General features: G+C 47.5%; 9 protein-coding genes. 5 read left to right on the forward strand and 4 right to left on the reverse strand.

The window, feature by feature from the left end; translation table 11 throughout:
- The first annotated feature begins 284 nt into the window (after window positions 1-284).
- Window positions 285-1,910 (forward strand): glucose-6-phosphate isomerase, encoded by a 1,626-nt coding sequence (pgi, locus tag ACJJIS_RS17230; RefSeq protein ID WP_444914583.1) that lies wholly within the window; start codon window positions 285-287, stop codon window positions 1,908-1,910.
- Window positions 1,911-1,971: 61 nt separating this feature from the next.
- On the opposite strand, the gene ACJJIS_RS17235 is transcribed toward pgi, so the two are convergent.
- From ACJJIS_RS17235 to sbcB, 4 genes are all read right to left on the reverse strand, one after another.
- Complete coding sequence (locus ACJJIS_RS17235) at window positions 1,972-2,736, reverse strand: slipin family protein (RefSeq protein WP_413664548.1); 765 nt, start codon at window positions 2,734-2,736, stop codon at window positions 1,972-1,974.
- A 63-nt stretch (window positions 2,737-2,799) separates the two neighbouring features.
- The gene (locus ACJJIS_RS17240; RefSeq protein ID WP_475708662.1) at window positions 2,800-4,203 is read right to left on the reverse strand and encodes an NfeD family protein; all 1,404 of its coding nucleotides are present in this window, start codon (window positions 4,201-4,203) and stop codon (window positions 2,800-2,802) included.
- Window positions 4,204-4,398: 195 nt separating this feature from the next.
- Complete coding sequence (locus ACJJIS_RS17245; RefSeq protein WP_413664546.1) at window positions 4,399-5,415, reverse strand: aspartate carbamoyltransferase; 1,017 nt, start codon at window positions 5,413-5,415, stop codon at window positions 4,399-4,401.
- 111 nt (window positions 5,416-5,526) lie between these two features.
- Window positions 5,527-6,978, reverse strand: coding sequence for an exodeoxyribonuclease I (gene sbcB / locus ACJJIS_RS17250; protein ID WP_475710366.1), 1,452 nt, complete (start codon window positions 6,976-6,978; stop codon window positions 5,527-5,529).
- A gap of 145 nt (window positions 6,979-7,123) precedes the next feature.
- Here sbcB and argS point away from each other — a divergent pair, with 145 nt between their 5' ends.
- The 4 genes from argS (at window position 7,124) to ACJJIS_RS17270 (ending at window position 17,907) form a co-directional block, all read left to right on the forward strand.
- Entirely contained in the window at window positions 7,124-8,860 is a 1,737-nt protein-coding gene (gene argS, locus ACJJIS_RS17255) for an arginine--tRNA ligase (RefSeq protein ID WP_475708663.1), read from the forward strand.
- Between the two features lie 162 nt (window positions 8,861-9,022).
- Window positions 9,023-9,910: a dTDP-4-dehydrorhamnose reductase family protein gene (locus ACJJIS_RS17260; RefSeq protein WP_475708664.1), complete on the forward strand. Its 888-nt coding sequence runs from the start codon at window positions 9,023-9,025 to the stop codon at window positions 9,908-9,910.
- A gap of 181 nt (window positions 9,911-10,091) precedes the next feature.
- Entirely contained in the window at window positions 10,092-11,570 is a 1,479-nt protein-coding gene (locus tag ACJJIS_RS17265; RefSeq protein ID WP_475708665.1) for a nucleoside hydrolase, read from the forward strand.
- Window positions 11,571-12,822: 1,252 nt separating this feature from the next.
- Window positions 12,823-17,907 carry a non-ribosomal peptide synthetase gene (locus ACJJIS_RS17270; RefSeq protein ID WP_475708666.1) on the forward strand — a complete coding sequence of 1,695 codons (5,085 nt, stop codon included), beginning with the start codon at window positions 12,823-12,825 and terminating at the stop codon, window positions 17,905-17,907.

A 17,907-nucleotide genomic window follows, 5' to 3' on the forward strand; every position in this document is an offset into this window, starting at 1 on the left:
TAAATGAAGTTTTGACCAAATCACCGCTGACAGACACCCGATTTACAAAGCCTTATTTAGTATGGATCACCACAAAATGCCGCTCTAACGAGCGGCATTTGTCTTTCCCCACACAGTTCCTTATCTCGAAACATTCCCTGTAATAGACTGTGATGCCCGCGGCGCTGGCCCGGCAAAGAAAATGCCGTTAGCATTGCCGCCCAGAAATAATAAATAAAATTTGATTTGTGTACGTTTTAGCCAAGTGGCAATAAAAAGGCTCAGAAGAGAACAAACCGAATACCATGACTAGTGAAACCCTGGCTTTAAGCCGTGTAGCGGCAATCTCACGGTTGAAGTCCCATTTTGACCAACATAAGTGGTCCTTGAGAGAGCTGTTTGCAACGGATCCCCAAAGGACAGATAAGTTCAGCTCAGACGCAGCCGGAATCTATCTGGATTACAGTAAGAACCACTTGCGTGAAGACACCCTTAAGTTGCTGTTGGAATATGCAGAAGAGCAGGGTCTGAACAACCAAATTACTGCGCTAGTGAACGGGGCCATTGTCAACAATACCGAACACCGCCCTGCCCTGCACACCGCACTGCGATTTCAGGGGCAACCGAAAACTGAACAAGAGCGGGCGGTAAAAGATTGCCGCGAGCAAATGAAACAGTTTGCCGAATCGGTGCACAACCATAGCTGGCGCAGCTTCTCAGATAAACCGATCCGCCATATCGTGAATATCGGTATCGGCGGTTCCGACCTGGGTCCGCGCATGGCGGTAGAGGCCCTCAGTCCTTGGCACAAAGACTCTATCGATGTGCACTTTGTAGCAAATATCGATGGCGCAGACCTTAGCGACACCTTGGCTGGTATCGATGCGGAAGAAACCCTTTTTGTAATTGCTTCCAAGTCCTTTTCCACCTTGGAAACCCGTGAAAATGCGCTGTCCGCACGTCGCTGGATGTTATCTGCCGGTTGCGATGAGTCGCAGTTGGCCAAACACTTTGTTGCGGTGAGCAGTAATATTACTGCTGCTCAGGATTTCGGAATTGCTCCTGAGAATATTTTCCCAATGTGGGATTGGGTGGGTGGTCGCTACTCACTCTGGTCTGCTATCGGCCTGCCCATTGTTCTTGCTTGCGGCTATGAAGTTTTTGAACAGCTTCTGCAAGGCGCCAATGCAATGGACCAGCACTTCGCCACTACTCCACTGGAGTCCAATCTACCCGTACTGATGGCGTTGACCCAGTTCTGGTATCGCCAGTGCTGGCATACGACCAGCCATGTCGTGCTGCCCTACGCGCAGCGCCTGGCCCGATTCCCCGCCTGGTTACAGCAGCTGGATATGGAGAGCCTGGGTAAAAGTGTCGACAAGGACGGGCAGGCGCTGGGCTACCCCAGTGGCAGCGTTATCTGGGGCAGTGAGGGTACGAATGGCCAACACTCTTTCCACCAATTATTGCACCAGGGAACCGACCTTATTCCAGCAGACTTTATCGCAGTCAAGGAACCGACGTCTGAACTCCTCGAACAGCACCGCTGGCTGCAGGCCTGTTGTATTAGCCAGAGCCAGGCGCTACTGCGAGGCAAAAGCCTGCATGAGGCCCGCCAGGAGCTGGAAGAAGCTGGTCACACTCATCGCGAGGCCCACGCCCTAGCCCCACATAAAGTAATCCCTGGTAATCGCTCCAGCAACACCCTGATCCTGGAAAAGTTAGATCCTTTCCACCTGGGCTCGCTCCTGGCACTGTACGAGCACAAGGTCTACGTTGGCGGCTGCCTGCTGGGGATCAACCCCTTTGATCAGTGGGGCGTCGAACTTGGTAAGCAGTTGAGTTCAAAAATCCATAAGGCTGCCAAGGGTGAAATTCCTCAGGATGACTGGGATAGTTCAACCCGCAGCCTGATGAAAAAGCTGCTCTAAACTCTACAAAAAAGGCCGCACTAATTAGTGCGGCCTTTTTTGATCTTTGCTAAGGACATCGTTAACTGGATGCAGAGCCCCGCTTCAGCATTGGCTCAATTAGATCCAGTGGCAACGGAAATACAATTGTAGAGCTGTTATTTGCGCCGGCAATATCAATCATGGTTTGCATATATCGCAAAGTAATCGCGTTGGCATTTTTCGATAATTGATTCGCTGCCTCAGTCAGCTTTAAAGCCGCCTGCGCCTCCCCCTCTGCGTGTATAACTTTAGCCCGCCGCGCGCGCTCCGCCTCTGCCTGCTGTGCGATAGCCCGCACCATACTTTCATCAAGATCGATATGCTTAATCTCTACATTAGTAACTTTTACACCCCAGGCATCTGTTTGCTCATCGAGTATTTTTTGGATATCTACATTTAGCTTGTCTCGCTCACATAACATCTCATCCAGCTCGTGCTTACCCAGTACCGAACGCAATGTAGTTTGCGCTAACTGGCTTACAGCCTCGTGATAAAATTCCACATTAATAATTGCAGACTGTGGATTAATTACCCGGTAATAAACCACTGCGTTGACTTTTACTGAGACATTATCCCTGCTGATAACATCCTGGGTGGGTACGTCCATCACCACAGTGCGCAGATCCACGCGCTCCATAGTTTGAACAATGGGAATGATTATAATCAGTCCTGGCCCTTTCACTGTTTGGAAACGCCCCAGGAAAAATACCACTGCGCGCTCATACTCCCGCAAAATACGAATGGCATACATCAGTAGCAGTATGAGTGCGACTACCAGTATCCCAAAAAAATAACTGAGCATCATTGGACTCTCCTTAATCCCACCTTAACTGTTGAGCGCTGTCATTAGCTCAATTGATTGCCCTACCTATTCCACCTCTACCCGTAAAACCATGCCGTGTTGGGCCACTACTCTAACTTTCTGACCCACCTTCAGAGGCTGGTTACAGGTCGCCTGCCAAATCTCTCCATCGAGATGCACCAAGATCTCTGCGTCCTTAACTTCGCTTACCACCGCAGAGCGACCCACAAAAGCCTGGTCTGCCGGGACTTTCGGCTGGCGTAAACTGCGTCCAACAGCGGTCAACAACATCAATAAAAAAACACCACTTACACCGGCAATAGCCCCAATCAGCTGTTTGGAAACCTGCATTCCCGGCACATCACTATCAATAAGCATTACAGAGCCAATCACCAATGCAACAATTCCGCCGATCCCCAGGGCACCAAAACTCGGCATGAAAACCTCTGCCACAATCAGCAATGCGCCAATAATAATTAATGCAAGACCAGCGTAATTAATCGGTAAAACTTGCAAGGCATAAAATGCCAGAAGCAGGCAGATAACACCAACAATCCCGGGAACAAAAGCACCGGGGCTATAACCCTCAAAAATAAGCCCATAAATACCCACCAATAACAAAATATAGGCCACTTGAGGATTGGTAATCAGGGCCAGTAATTCATTGCGCCAATCCGGCTCGTAACTTTCACTTTGCAGCTCGGCAATATTTTCAGGAATCGTATAATCACCGGTATCGAGCAATACTTTTCGACCAGCAACCTGGCGCAATAAATCGTCATCATTATCCGCAACAATATCGATAACATTCATTTTTAACGCTTCCGGAGCCGTCAGGGTCGCGGCCTCGCGTACAGCTTTTTCTGCCCATTCCGCATTGCGCCCATGGCGCTGTGCCAACCCTCGGATAAACGCGACAGAGTCATTAACGACTTTGCGCTCCATGGCTGTTCCAGCAAGCGGTTTTTCTTTTTCTCCATCCTCACCGTCTTCCGCCTTTTCTTTTTTCTCCTCCTGCTTTCCCCCCGGCATAGGTGTGCCCTGAGGTCCGCCAATCTGCACTGGAGTAGCCGCTCCCAAGGTGGTAGCAGGAGCCATAGCGGCGATCTGGCTGGCATAGAGAATATAAGTTCCCGCACTGGCAGCGCGCGCGCCGGAGGGGTAAACGTAGGTGGCAATAGGGATAGGAGACGCAAGGATATGTTGGATGATATCCCGCGAAGCCGCATCCAACCCCCCAGGGGTATCCAGATGCAGAATCACCAACTCTGCGCCCTGGTCCACAGCCTCCTGCGTAGCCCGCTTGAAATAATCAGTCGTCGCGGGACCTATGGCCCCATCAATTTTGAGTATGGCTACATGGGGAAAGGGCTCTTCCTGGGCGGCACTTTTGTACACAAAAAGGCTGAGCAGCAGCGCCAGGAAAACCAGGCTGCGAAAGAACAAAATGGGCGAAATCTGCTTCGACATGCATCCATCCCTGATGCGACATCTGGCTCAACGCCAATATTTGGATATTGAGTGCCACAGCGAAAAAGCAAAATCACTTTAGCATTCACGACACCCTAAACCGGAAACAAAAAACCCCGGCTAATTCCATCAGATTAACAGAATTAGCCGGGGCCTTGTTTATTTCCACCGGGATTTACGCCCAGTTGAGTAGTTTTATACCCGATTGCGTCGGCTATACCAGTTCACATCGCGGGAATATTTATCTACCTGATTCTCAACACCCAGCAACATGGCAAACAGAGCCATACGCACCAGCAAGCCATTGTCGGTCTGGCGGAAAATCGCCAAGCTCGGATGTTCATTCAGGTCGGTATCCAGTTCGTTCGCCTCTGCCCGTGAATCCCGTGGCAGGGGGTGCATAATTACCGTGTTAGGCTCTGCGTGGCGGGTAAAAATAGCCTTATTCAGGCGGAAGCGCCCACGGTAGCGGTTGGCCTCTTCCTGAGAGGCGAAACGCTCTTCCTGGATACGGGTGGAGTAAACAATATCCACATGGGAGATAGAGGATTCAAGCTGATCGGTAACCGTCACCTCGTGCCCCGCCCCGCGCAGCATCTCCACAATCATTTCCGGCATCGCCAGTTCCGGTGGAGAAACCAGGGTAATCTGCACCTTGCCAAACAAACACAGCAGTTTGCACAGGGAGTGCACCGTGCGGCCGTGCTTGAGGTCGCCGATCATGGCGATACGAAAATCATCAAGGGTGCGGCCGTGCGCAGCCAGTTCCTTGCGAATGGTGTAGAGGTCCAACAGTGCCTGGGTGGGGTGTTCATTGGCGCCGTCGCCGCCGTTGACCACCGGCACACGACTCGCTTCAGCAAACTCAGCCACCGACCCTTCTTTTGGGTGGCGCATACAAATCACGTCGCTATAGCCCGATAGCACTCGGGCGGTGTCGTAAAGGGATTCGCCCTTTGCCATAGCGCTGGCAGTAATTCCTACCGTTTCACGTACAGTACCGCCCAACAGATTAAAGGCGGCTCCAAAACTCAGGCGAGTACGAGTGCTCGGCTCCATAAACATATTGCCGAGAATCGCCCCTTCCAATACACGCGTTACCTTTTCACGCTGTGCATAGGGGGTCATGGCGTCAGCTACATCAAATACACGCTCTATGTCGGCGCGCTCAAATTGGCTGACCGACAGTATATTGGCTCCGATAAAGTCCATGGTTACTCCAGTGGTTGCGCCTTGTGGGCGCCGGGTATTCGCGAGCGGCATTCTACTCGGGCACCAGGAAAGAGCCCAGAGGAAGAACGGCCGCTGACGTGATTCGACACATTAGGCAAGTAAGCTATCGCCCCAGTTCTCCAGCTCTGTAATCAGGGAGATGCGCTCCGGGTACTGAACCCGCAGCTCAGACAGCTGGCGGAAGTAATCTTCCAGGGTGATTGAGGCCCCGGCAGTAGCGTCAGTTAAGCGCTGGAAACACCAGATCTGCCAGCGCTGGTGCTCTTCCTCAGACAGGGTCTCGGGGAAATTGCGCGCCCGCATACGGAATAGCAGCTCGGGTAGGCGCTTATCGGTGAAAGGCACTTCACCCGCCAAAGCTTCCGGACCTCGGGCCGCCAGTCCACGGTGCAGTTCACGGCAGATATCGCGGTCAGAGTCGCTGAGGAATCCACCGTAAAGGTCCGCTTCCACATCTCTCTCAGGGAATTCCCGATCCAGGAATACGTTGTGCAGCTTTTCTGTCAAATCGATATCTTTGAGCTTCTGCCAGTTCGCCTCACAGGTTGTGCGATCGATACCCAGCTCAGTGGCGCGCTTGTCATCCAGCATATTTGCAGGCGCCAATACCGGGCACTTGTTCAAATGCACCAGTTTCAGCCCTACCGGCAACTCACCCTCACCCAGCTTGTCGCGAGAGGTGTACAGGCGCTCTCGCAGAGTGTCTGCATCCAGGCTGAGTAATGGCTCGGGGTCCATTGCCAGGTTGGCAACAATAACCGCATTGCGGTTAACCGGGTGACTGGCCAAGGGCATCACATAGGTCAAGTGACCATGATTAGCAGAGACCTTGCCGGAAATATGCAATAGCGGACGGCGCTCGCGCATATCGATCATCTTGGCGGCCTCCTGCTTGCGACGCAGGCGGAACACATAATCGTAAAGCTTTGGTTGCTGTTTGCGGATCAGCCTCGCCATATCAATGGTGGCGTGCACATCCGACAGCGCATCGTGGGCGCCCTCGTGGGAGATCCCATTGGCAGCGGTCAATTCTTCCAGGCGGAAGGACGGCGCACCGTCCTCACGGGTGGGCCACTGGATTCCCTCTGGGCGCAGGGCGTAGGTGAGGCGCACCATGTCAATAATGTCCCAACGGCTGTTGCCGGAGCGCCATTCCCGCTCATAGGGATCGAGCAGATTACGATAAAGGGTGTAGCGAGTTACCTCGTCATCAAAACGCAAGCTGTTGTAGCCCACCCCACAGGTGCCCGGCGCACCCAGTTCGGCGAGGATGCGCTGGATAAACTCTATTTCCGGCACTCCATTGGCCAGGGCTTTCTGCGGGCTAATGCCAGTCACCAGGCTCGCCATCGGCTGTGGCAGGCAATCCACTGAAGGGCGACAGTAAATCATCAATGTCTCGCCGACGATATTCAGTTCTTCGTCGGTCCTGATACCGGCAAACTGCGCCGGCTTGTCGGCACCCGGGTCTGTACCCCAGGTTTCATAATCGTGCCAATAAAGTGTGGTAGAACTCACGGTACCTCCATAATTTGGCGGCATCATACCACCGAGAACCTCCTCGTCTGGACACCCAAGTCGAGATTTCGAGCACTCCGGACCAACTCCTTTGCCAACGCTGGTTGCAAAGCCGCCACCGCCCATTAAAATTCGGCGTTTCCACGAATTTAAGACAGCACTTCACTCTATGAATATTCGCCAGCTCCTCACCGACAAATTCCAGGCCGCCATGCTCGCCGCCGGTATCCCCGAAGAATGCGGCCCGATTGTGGCACCTGCGAAAAAGGCCGGGTTTGGCGACTACCAGGCCAACGGCGCTATGGGCGCTGCCAAGCGCATGGGCACCAACCCGCGCGAGCTGGCTGGCAAGATCCTTGAGCAGCTGGATAAAGGCGATATGATCGAAAAGGTCGAGATCGCAGGCCCTGGCTTCTTAAACATCCATCTGAGTGAACAGTGGCTGAGCCAGCAACTATTGTCCGCCCAAGGCGATAAGCGCCTGAATATCGCCTCGGTTGAAGAGCCCAAGACCGTAGTCATCGACTATTCCCATCCCAACCTGGCCAAAGAAATGCACGTAGGCCACCTGCGCACCACCATTATCGGTGATGCCCTGGCACGACTGCTGGAGTTCCAGGGGCACAAAGTAGTTCGCCAAAATCATATGGGCGACTGGGGCACCCAATTCGGCATGTTGCTGGCACACCTTTCCGACAAGCTGGCAGACAGTGATGCAGAAGTGGCACTGGCCGATCTGGAAGTCTTCTACCGCGAAGCCAAGGTTCGCTTTGATGACGAAGAGGGCTTTGCCGATCGCGCCCGTGAATACGTTGTAAAACTGCAAGGCGGAGATGAGCAGTGCCTGAAACTGTGGAAGCAGTTTATTGATATCTCTATCAGCCACTGCGAAGAAATCTACTCCAAGCTGAATGTCACCCTCAAACAGGAAGACGTTTACGCTGAAAGCCAGTACAACGATGATCTGCCGGTGCTGGTAAAAGAGCTGCTGGATAATGGAATCGCCGTTGAAGACCAGGGCGCGATCGTAGTTTTCCTGGAAGAGATGGCCGATAAGGAAGGCAACCCCAGCCCGATGATTATCCAGAAGAAAGGCGGCGGCTACCTATATGCCACCACCGACCTGGCCGCTATCCGCTACCGCGCCAACCAACTCAGTGCCGACCGTATCCTATATGTTGTTGATGCTCGCCAATCCCTGCACCTACAGCAGGCCTTTGTCGCCTCACGCAAAGCGAGCTTCCTGCCAGAGTCGGTTTCTCTTGAGCATTGCGCTTTTGGCACCATGATGGGCGACGACGGTAAACCATTTAAGACCCGCACCGGCGGCACCGTAAAACTGGCAGCCCTCCTGGATGAAGCAGTAGAGCGTGCAGAGAAACTGGTGGCTGAGAAAAACCCGGAGCTGGATGCAAAAACCTGTGCAGAAATCGCGCGCAAGGTGGGCATCGGCGCGGTGAAATATGCGGACCTAAGCAAGACCCGCACTAACGATTACATCTTCAGCTGGGAATCCATGCTGAGCTTTGAGGGCAATACCGCCCCCTACCTACAGTATGCTTACACCCGCGTACGCAGTATTTTCCGTAAAGCCGGTATTGAGCCGAGTGAGCTCAAGGGCGATATCCAACTGGAAAGCCCACAGGAACGCTCCCTGGCAATTAAACTAAGCCAATTTGGCGAAGTACTGGACCAGGTAGCCAAAGATACCTTCCCGCACGTACTCTGCACCTACTTGTACGAACTGGCGAGTGCCTATATGAGCTTCTACGAAGCCTGCCCAGTACTGAAAGAAGGCGTAAGTGAACAGCAGAAGCACAGCCGCTTACAATTATGTAATCTAGTGGCCAGCACTATCGCTACTGGCCTCGACCTGCTTGGCATTGAAGTGATGGAGCAGATGTAAATTGCTCCAGCCCGGTATCACCTTCTGTAACTTTTCAGATAGGCAAACCGGGCAGCACCCGGGTAGGCGGCCTTCAGTTGTGGCCTACCCAACCATCCTGCACCATCTTTTATCCCACTCAGGCCACACGTTTCCCGCCAGCCTGACAAAAGGAAATCACCCGTGAAAATACTGATTACCGGCGCCTCCGGCCTATTGGGGCGCAGTGTATTTAAACAGCTTTCCAACAATCCGGTTTTTTCTGTTACCGGTACCGCCTTTTCCCGCGCGGGAGAAAATTTAATTCGCCTGGACTTGTCCGATAGCGAAGCGGTAAAGACCTGCCTGCAACAGGTTAATCCCGATATTGTCATTCACTGCGCCGCCGAGCGCTGGCCTGATCGCTGCGCCGACAGCCCCGACACCGCCTGGCAGCTCAATGTCAGCAGCACAGAATTCCTGGCGAAATACTGTAACGAAAACGATACACAATTAGTGTATATCAGCACCGACTATGTTTTTGATGGCAGCACCCCGCCCTACAAAGCTGATGACAATCCCAACCCGGTTAACTTCTATGGCCGCAGTAAATTGGCAGGGGAAGAGGCGGTACTGAATAACGGCAACCACTGGGTATTGAGGTTGCCCTGGTTATTCGGGCCCGTTGCCTATCTGGAGGAATCCGGTATCACCGCCCTACTGGATACTTTGCGCGAGCAAAAGCCAGTCACGTTGGATCACTGGGCTATTCGTTTTCCCACCAGTGTTGAGGAAGTGGCTGAAGTACTGGAGCAATGCCTGCTAAAAATTCGTAGTGGTATGAATTTTGAAGGCATTTACCAGTGGAGTGGCGATACGGCCTGCACACGCTACGAACTCGCACACATTATTGCCAAGGCTTGCAACCTGAATGCCGAACACCTGAGCGCTGAAAGTGAACCCAATTTTACAGTGCCACGCCCTTACAATTGCCAGCTGGATAAATCAAAACTGACAGGTATGGGAATTAGCGGTAGTGAACCCCTGGAGCAACAGCTATTACGAAATTTAAAGCCATTTATTGAAGGCTGATTTAAACAGCTTTCAGACAAAGCGCTACAGGGAAGTATCGCTGCCGGCCATGTTCCGGCTCACACCTGTGTAATACCGTTAACTCATACAACAAACGGTGCTACAAGGTGGCAATCGAGTAGATCAGGGAGGAGCTATTGGATTGCCGAGTAAAACCACTCGAATATTTAGGGAAGGATAAATGAAATTAAAACACTGGTTCTCTGTAGGAGCTCTGGTACTGGGCAGCCTAACCACATTGGCTTCTTGCAATGCGGATAGCGGACCTCACAGCAAGAAACCACACCAGGCCATCAAGATCGAGAACGCCCAACCCATTATCTGGATTGGCGACTTCAATAACTTTGACGATGCCGTAGCACTGATGCTAATCGCCAAAGACCCACGCTATACCCTGGAGCTGGCTGTCGTTGAGGACTCTTTCAATACCGTAGCGCACGGGGCCAACACTGTTTACAACATCCTCGAATGGCTGGGAAATAACGATACCCAGGTTATTCGCGGAGCCTATTTTGCCACAGAAGAAGTCGCCTACGGCGCAAACGGCAAAGCTTCAGTATCTCCAGTGAATGACGATAAGGCCGTTCTCGGCAGAGAAGACTACCAACTACCCAACTCCTCCGATTTCTCCACCGGCACCTGGAACCTGGAGCGCCGCAACGCCATGGGTATCAATCTCTACGGCCAGTATGTACCCGGCCCCTGGCGTGACAACGGCTCCACCTTGTATGGAACTGACCACCTAATCCCGCGCGCAAAACAGGAGCACTACCGCTACCAAGGTAACAATGGTGTCTCCTTCAATTTTGAGCTGGCCGAAGACATTATCCTGGAAACGATGGATAACCTGGAGCAACGCCCAGTAGTTTTCAACACCGGCAAACTCACCACCCTGGCCCGGGTACTTGGCAAAGCCAACGAAGAGCAGCTAGCTAAAATTGACCGCGTTATTATGATGGGTGGTGGCTTTGAGAATTATGAGCCGTTTACTGAGAATCACGAAGCAGCCTGCTTTGGCGATAAATCTAGAAATCTGGGCGGTAATATTTTCTCCCACCCCAGCTTTGGCTGTGACAGCGACTTCAGTACCCATCAGGAATTCAATATTCTGCTCGACCCACTGAGCGCACAATGGGCCTTCGACGCCCTGAGTAAAAATAATATTGAAACCTATCTGGTTCCGACCAACTCAACCGATATGGCCAAAGTACAAGGCAGCACCATCGAAGCCCTCGCAGAGCGCCGCGCAACTCCGGAAGCCTGCTACACCTCCCAACTCCTCAGTTCCATTCGTGAATTTGAGGGTGGAGATTTCCAGGGTAATGGTGACTTCGCCATGGATGCCGTTATTCGCCTGTGGGATATTATTGCTGCGCTGGTACTACTGGAGCCTGAAACCTTGGAAATGGAATTAGTGCCCGGCTATATCACCGTCGATCAACTAGATGCAGGCCTAGCCGATAGCACAACACCTTATGATCCGATTACCTTTGACCCAACAGTAGGGAAGACTACTTTTTCTGAGACCGGTGAGGGCTTGGCAGTAAATGTGGTTATGGGTATAAACCACGATGCTGCGCGCTCAGCGATGATTGAGCGCTTGCGTGACCGCTTTAATGCTGCGCGGAAGGGACCTAGATGTATGAATAAATTAAACTAACTACTACTGCAACTAGTAAAAGAGAACCTCTTAAATAATTTCTTCAGAAACTGAAATTTTAGAAGGTTCTCTTTTCAAAAAACATCGATAAACACACCAAATTGCAACAACTTAATTCAAATAAATTATATTGATATCGACTATTGAATATCTCACTCATATCCCCCCCGATATCTAATCGAATAATTTATTTTAAATTCTCATATATATGCTCCACATCCCTATCTTTGATTAACTGCTTACGCTCAGTTTGAGCATATACTATGTCGCTAGCAATCCCTATGCCATCAAGATAGAGAATCGTTCATACAGCGCCAAAACTTCATTACCGAACAATCTAAAATACATATCCCCAAAAACCCTAACTTCACTCCTCACAGCAACGACTGCAAACTTTATTTAAAGTTAACATTTCATATATCTAGAAAACATCGATAAAACACGAACAAACTTCTTAATTAGAATTACCACCCATACAGCCAACGCTACTATAAAAGAAAAGCCAATCAAAATAATTCTCAACCCCAACCCACTTTAAAACCCCCAACAACAACACTCCAAAAAATTTACCTGAAATCATCATAAAAACATCGAACACACAAACAACAACCTCCCCCTACAAATTTAAAATCAGAGAAAAAACGAACTATTTACACGCTTCCGAACTGAAAAAAGCGCAATCACAAAAAACAAAAACCGTCCCCATCAGACTCCTATCAAATAAATAATCGCCATAAAATCTGCTACCAATATTGCAAGTACCTTTTTGTTGATGCACAAAAACATTTTTGATAACTTCCCAGCGCAGTATTGTAGTGACAGACATGCACGGAAGTTGGCACTATGAAAAATGCAAATTATTCTAACAACTTAGCCACATTTACCACCTCACCAATGCTTCAACATTGGCAGACGAAACATAATAAATTTCAATCTAAACAACACACATCCCGCCAGCCTTTTCATTATAAGCCAGCTATAGAGAATCATTTTCCACAGCTAAAACCTTTTGATCTTCATTACACGATATTAATTCAGTCACCTACCCTAACCCTCTTAACAAAATATAATTTACTAACTTGAAAACTTAAAAATAACTACTAATTCAAGACGCACATCACTTACAGAATAAATAATAAAATTTCATATTCACAACATATGAAAAGTCATCCAAGAAGGGTATAAACCAGACAACAACCAAAGCTATCACTTTTTACAATGATCGTTAATAAAAAATAAAAATGGAATACTGATGATGGAAATCAATGAAATCGTTAACTCACAGAATATCAAAAGTGAGAATTTCAATTCAAAAGCACGATCCGTCTATAGCTGCTTAGAAAAGCAAATCAATATAAACCCAAATAAAACAGCTCTCATATATCAAGGGATTAGTATTAGTTATCAAGAGCTTGATGAGCGCTCAAAATCACTTTCAACCTTAATCAGCCAGGCGCTAGCTAAAGAAGACAACTCAAAAGAAAATTTAGTTGCACTGTATTTAGATCGAGGCTTGGACATGGTAATTGCCATGCTGGCAGTAATAAAGGCTGGTGCTGCCTATGTTCCAATCTCTACAGAGTATCCACGGGAGAGAGCATTATACATTTTTCAGGATACCAAAACCAAAGTGGTTGTAACTCAGGCTCATCATAAATTTCAACTGACAAGCTGGCTAAACTCAAATCATAACTCGCCAATCTTACTCATTTCTGACGATAAAGATACTATTAAAACCAGCCCTTCATTGGAGGAAGTAAATCAGAACTGCCTTAATGATCTTGCCTACGTACTATACACATCTGGAACAACGGGCAAGCCTAAGGGGGTTATGATCACTCATCAGAATATTCTTCACCTCGCTTCGGCGCAAATTGAAAGGTTTTCACTGGAAAATTTTCAAAGGACTTTACAGTTTGCATCTTATGTTTTTGATGCCAGTGTATTCGAGATATTTGCCAGTCTATTTTTGGGCCAAACGATTTATATTGCTAATGAAGAAGAACGTAAAGACCACAATAAACTTGCAAACTTAATCCGAGACAATCAAATACAGTTTGCCACTTTACCACCATCACTATTAGCGTTGTTACCCGAAGAAAAACTTCACTCCTTGCAAAGCATTGTTGTTGCCGGTGAAGCACCATCCATTAATATGATGCAAAAGCTCAACAAGCAAAGCAAGATTTTCAATGCCTATGGACCAACAGAGACTACTGTGTGCGCTACCGCACACCTTTTTACGCATGGGGATTCGGCAAACAATATCGGCAAAGCGTTAAAGAATACTAAAGCTTGGGTGTTGGATAGCAATTTACAGCAGGTGGCCATCGGAGATATTGGGGAACTATATCTTGGCGGTACAGGCATTGCCCGTGGCTACTGGAGAAAACCAGAATTAACAGCCGAAAAATTTATCAGCGGTAGTTTACTACCATCGAAAATTAGCCGCGACGGATATAAACGCATATACCAAACAGGAGATTTAGTTCGACGTCTCCAAGGAGACGAATTTGAGTTTATAGGTAGGAATGACTCGCAAGTAAAAATACGAGGCCACCGAATAGAGCTTTCGGAAATTGAAAATTGCCTAAAAACTCTAAATGGCATTGCCTTGGCATGCGTACTTGCAAGCGATACAGGAAACAAAAAATCGCTGTATGCATATGCAGTACTCAAGCAAGAATTCTCGTTGGATATACAACAGCTCGAATCACACCTAAAGGCACATTTGCCACTTCACATGGTACCTGAGCATTTTCTAATTCTACCTGAGCTTCCGCTGACAGAGAATGGAAAAATAGATAAATCGATTTTATTATCTATGGCAACACACGATCCATCTGCGATGATGGATGTGAATCTTAATTCTGAACAGGCGACGTTTCTAGTCTTGATAAGTAAATACACAGCGTTACCTTTGGCATGGAAAGAAGACTTCTTTGCCGCTGGTGGCGACTCAATCTCAGCTATTCGATTATGTTCAAAACTCGCCAGAGAAGCATCTGTAAATATTCCAGTTGAGTTAATTTATACAGAGCGCACACCTGAAAATATCTGGCAGCAATTACCTCGCTGCCAGCAAAGTTTCAGTATCAACACCAGGGATAATAAATATCGGACTATTTCACCTTTATCCTCACAGCAGCGAGCCATATGGTTTTTGACAAAATCCAACCCAGGAAATAGAGCATATCATGCAAAGAGTAAGTTGATTCTAAAAGGTGAAATCGATCCAGACATTCTTGCTCACTCTATCCAGGATGTAGTCGATGCACATGAGATTTACCGAACGTCCTATTCTTTGGAGGAACCCTGCCAATACATCCATGAAAGCTACCAAGTTGAGATAGCCAGATATGATTTTAGTTCCATGAATTATCAACAGGCTCAACAGCAAGTTGACTATTTAATAGCAGAAGGACTGAATCAGGTATTCGACATTACCCAACTACCTTTGGTACGCTGGGGATTAGTAAAATTAACAGACAAAGAACATATTCTTGTTCACATTGAATACCACCTTGTCCATGATGGCTGGTCCTCAAATATATTTCTTGAGCATTTATTCTCCTGCTATAAGCAAAGACTCGAGGGCAGAAAAAAAACAACTCTTAATCATGTTGGGCAGTACGCCGACTTTGCTGTTTTTCAAAACAATTGGCTAACGAGCGAAGCAGCTGAAAAACAGAAGCTATTCTGGTATAAAAAACTCAAAGATGCCCCAACTAAAATCAATTTACCTCAGACCGCCGCAGGAGATTTAAAGGGAGGAGATACTAAAAAAATGAAGATCCCTCGGAATTTCTGGCATGAAATACAAAATTATTGTCAGAAACAGGGAGTAACGCCATTTTCCTTTATGTTGGCGGCCGTCAACTTAGTATTATCTCGGTACTCCGGCGATACCGATATTTGCGTCGGCACTGGTACTGCGAACCGTAATTATCAAGGAGTAGAAAATACTATCGGAATGATGGTGGCAACCAATGTTGCAAGAATAAAACAAAACTCAAAACAAGGAATTAATAATTTTATTCATACCTGCTTTGATACGATACAAGAAATACAAAAAAATCAGGAACTTCCATTTGAAACTGTTGTTGATTTGGTAAATCCTGAACGCATCAAAGGACTAAATCCGTTATTTCAGGTCTGCTTTAGTTTTCATGATTCTCCCTTACCGAAAATGACATTACCTGGCATCTCAGAGATACAATTGGTCGAAGCCATCGGCAGCAAATCCGCAAAATTCGATTTAAATATTGTGGTTATCCCGAGGATGGGGCAGGAAGGCAGTGGTGATCCCGTTACCGTACTATGGGAGTTCAATCAGGAACGACATGCCCCTTGGTTTATTCAGAATATGATGGCCTCATTTAAGTCTGTAATGACACAAATCCTGCAGGGGGATGCCAGTAAAATATCGGATTTAGTGATAGCTGATACTAAATTGAATCAACAAATTGCCAGATGGAATAATACCGATACCGAATATTCAGCGACCAGAACTTTGGTTGAATTATTTGAATCCCAGGTAAGTAAAGCCCCCCAAAATACAGCCCTGGTATATCAGGATAGTGTTATCAGCTATCAGGAGCTTAATAAGAAGGCTAATCAACTTGCCCAGGTTATTCTCACTCAGTATCGAGCTCAAACCGGCCATGAGTTAATGGCAGATACAATAGTAGCGTTGTATTTAGATCGCAGCCTGGAAATGATTATTAGTATGTTAGCCGTTTTAAAAGTTGGCGGAGCCTATTTACCCATCTCTCCAGAATACCCAGAGCAACGTACTCAATTTATTTTTAAAGACAGTCAAGCTCCGATTATTTTGACGCAACGGCACCACTTTACTGCTATTGATAAAAAACTATCAGAATTTAAAAATGTTCCATTACTTATTTCTGTTGATATACCTGAATTGCTATCCACTCAATCGTCAGCATCTCCCGCCATTAAGCTAGATCCCAGAGCTCTTGCATATGTGATTTACACCTCCGGCACTACAGGAAAACCCAAGGGGGTGATGATAGAGCATCAAAGCGTAGTAAATCTGACTCAATATATGATCAAAAGTCATCAGTTGAATACTGAAAAACGGATCTTACAGTTCTCCAACTATGTTTTTGATGCCAGTGTTTTTGAAATATTTCCAGCACTTTTATCTGGCTCGGAACTCCATATTGCTTCGGATGAATGTAGAGTTGAGAGTGAAAGGCTAATTTCATATATCACTGAGAATAATATTAACCAAGCATTTATTCCAACTGCAATACTCAATGAAATTGCAGAAGAACTAAGAAATTCCACATTAACATTAGTCCACACAGGTGGTGACAATTTAAGTCCATTAGCAGTATTGCCTGCCGAGTTCACATTTAATGAATATGGCCCGACAGAGGCCACGGTATGTGTGACACAACAAAAAATAGAGAAGCCTGACCAAATAAACATAGGAAAACCAATCGATAATGTGAGGCTTTATGTATTAAATGAATATGGACATTATTCACCTGTTGGTGTTATTGGCGAATTATATATAGGTGGAGCTTGCCTGGCTCGCGGATATTTAAATAGAGAAACCTTAACGCAACAGCGATTTATTCCCAACTATTTTGCAACACAGGAAGATCTCGATAGAGGTTACGATAGATTATATAAAACTGGTGATTTAGTCCGCTGGTTACCTGACGGTTCTCTAGAGTATTTTGGCCGTAACGACAGCCAAATAAAAATCCGTGGTTATCGAATAGAAACAAGCGAAATCGAAAACATCTTGTGCACTCACCCTGAAATAAAACAGGCAGTTGTTATTAAACGGGAGTTAAAGGGTAATCAAGTCTTGGCAGCCTATTTGGTTTCAACACATGATGTAGTACTGGATTGCGACGCAATAAAGTCATTTCTACAGTCGAGCCTACCAAATTATATGGTGCCTGATTCATATAATTTAATAGATGTCATCCCCCTTAATATCAATGGAAAATTTGACCCCAATCTGTTACCTGAGCCAGAAATGGTCACCCAGCATAATTACGAAGCACCAAGAAATGAGCTTGAACGACATTTATGTACAGTTTGGCAAGAAGTCTTGAAGCTGGACAAGGTCGGGATTGAGGATAACTTCTTTCGTATCGGTGGCAATTCTATCAATGCAGTAAAGCTCACAGCTGTCAGCCGAAAGTTAAACGGGATAGATATTCCCTTACGCCTATTATTAGAGCACAGCACCGTTGCCAGATTAGCACTTGCATTAAAAAACCAACAAAGCATGGTCATTCCCAAGCTGGCTGATAAGCCTACAGCTAATAATCAGTTAGTAATGGAGATTTAG

Source organism: Microbulbifer maximicatervae (SeqCode) (genome assembly GCF_056231245.1).

What these genes read in the sequence shown, in the direction of transcription:
- pgi (WP_444914583.1), top strand. Translation starts at nt 285, where the DNA reads ATGACTAGTGAAACCCTGGCTTTAAGCCGTGTAGCGGCAATCTCACGG.
- ACJJIS_RS17235 (WP_413664548.1), bottom strand. Translation starts at nt 2,736, where the DNA reads ATGATGCTCAGTTATTTTTTTGGGATACTGGTAGTCGCACTCATACTG.
- ACJJIS_RS17240 (WP_475708662.1), bottom strand. Translation starts at nt 4,203, where the DNA reads ATGTCGAAGCAGATTTCGCCCATTTTGTTCTTTCGCAGCCTGGTTTTC.
- ACJJIS_RS17245 (WP_413664546.1), bottom strand. Translation starts at nt 5,415, where the DNA reads ATGGACTTTATCGGAGCCAATATACTGTCGGTCAGCCAATTTGAGCGC.
- sbcB (WP_475710366.1), bottom strand. Translation starts at nt 6,978, where the DNA reads ATGCCGCCAAATTATGGAGGTACCGTGAGTTCTACCACACTTTATTGG.
- argS (WP_475708663.1), top strand. Translation starts at nt 7,124, where the DNA reads ATGAATATTCGCCAGCTCCTCACCGACAAATTCCAGGCCGCCATGCTC.
- ACJJIS_RS17265 (WP_475708665.1), top strand. Translation starts at nt 10,092, where the DNA reads ATGAAATTAAAACACTGGTTCTCTGTAGGAGCTCTGGTACTGGGCAGC.
- ACJJIS_RS17270 (WP_475708666.1), top strand. Translation starts at nt 12,823, where the DNA reads ATGATGGAAATCAATGAAATCGTTAACTCACAGAATATCAAAAGTGAG.